Annotated in this window: 1 protein-coding gene; it reads right to left on the bottom strand. The window is 66.9% G+C overall.

Annotated features, from left to right (window positions below; genetic code table 11):
- Positions 1-1,658 (bottom strand): cadherin repeat domain-containing protein (locus tag AC097L_RS23745; RefSeq protein WP_479589199.1); only part of this gene is annotated, 1,658 nt, incomplete at both ends.

The following is a 1,658-nucleotide window of genomic DNA, read 5'->3' on the forward strand; positions in this document are numbered from 1 at the left end:
TGCTGTTGATCTGGAACAGCGCGGCATCGGCACCACCGCTGATCGAATACGTCAGGGCCGAACCATCGGCATCGGTGGCCACTACTGTGGTCACGGCCGTGCCGTTCTCGGCGATGGAGATGCTGGCCGAGGCGCCGCCGCTATTGCTGGTGATCACCGGCGCGGTGTCGTTCAGGTTGGTCACGGTCACGGCGATGGCTTGTGTGTCCGTCTGGCTGCCATCGCTGACCCGCACCTGCACGTCGTACACGTTGTCCAAGCCCGTGTCCTCCGGACTCTCGAAGTCCGGTGCCACCTGGAAGCTCAGGGCACCGGTGGCGGCATTGATCTGGAACAGTGCCGCGTCCGCACCGCCGACGATGCTGTAGGTCAGGACGGAGCCGTCGGCGTCGCTGGCCGCCACCGTGGTTACAGCCGTGGTCAGTTCCGCCACACTGACGGCCGCCGCGACACCGCCCCCGTTGCTGGTGATGACCGGCGCGTTGTCGTTGAGGTTGGTCACCGTGACCGCCACGGCCTGGGGGTCGGCCAGCAGGCCGTCGCTGGCCTGCACCGTCACGTCGTAGACGTTGTCGGCACCAGCGTCCTGCGCGTTCTCGAAGTCGGGCGCGCTCACGAAACTCAAGGCACCGGTGCTGCTGTTGATCTGGAACAGCGCCGCGTCGGCACCGCCCACGATGCTGTAGGTGATGGACGGCCCGTCCGCATCGCTGGCCGCCACCGTGGTGACGGCCACGTCGTTTTCGGCGATGGACACGCTGGCTGTGGCACCGCCGCCGTTGCTGGTGATCACCGGGGCGTTGTCGTTCACGTCCGTCACCGTCACGGCCAGGCTCTGCGTGTCGGCGAGCACGCCGTCGCTGGCTCGCACCGTCACGTTGTAGACGTTATTGGCACCCGCATCCGTCGGGCTCTCGAAGTCCGGCGCGGCCACGAACGTCAGGGCACCGGTGCTGCCGTTGATCTGGAACAGCGCGGCATCGGCACCACCCACGATGCTGTAGGCCAGCGACGGCCCGTCCGCGTCGGTGGCGGTCACGGTGGTCACGGCCGTGCCGTTCTCGGCCACGTTCAGCGAGGCCGAGGCGCCGCCGCCGTTGCTGGTGATGACGGGCACAGCATCGTTGATGTTCGTCACCGTGACCGCGATGGCCTGCGTGTCCGTGGCGCTGCCGTCGCTGGCCTGTACCGTCACGTCGTAGACGTTGTCGGTGCCCGCATCTGTCGGGTTCTCAAAATCCGGCGCACCGATGAAGGCCAATGACCCCGTGCTGCTGTTGATGGTGAACAGCGCCGCATCGGCCCCACCGCTGATCGAGTAGGTCAACGCGGAGCCGTCTGCATCGCTGGCCGCCACCGTGGTCACCACCGTGCCGTTCTCGGCGATGGAGACACCTGCCGTGGCGCCCCCGCCGTTGCTGGTGATCACCGGGGCGTTGTCGTTGGCATTGCCCACCGTCACCGCAATGTCTTGCGTGTCCGAAAGAGTGCCGTCGCTGACCTGCACTTGCACGTCGTAGACGTTGTTGGCGCCAGCGTCCTGCGGATTTTCGTAGTCCGGTGCTGCCAGGAAGCTGAGCGCGCCGGTGTTGGCATCGATGGCAAAGCGCGCCGCGTCCGCGCCGCCGCTTATGCTGTAGGCGAGAGTCGGGGTGTCC

It is taken from the genome of Rhodoferax sp. RT5P35 (assembly GCF_056521385.1).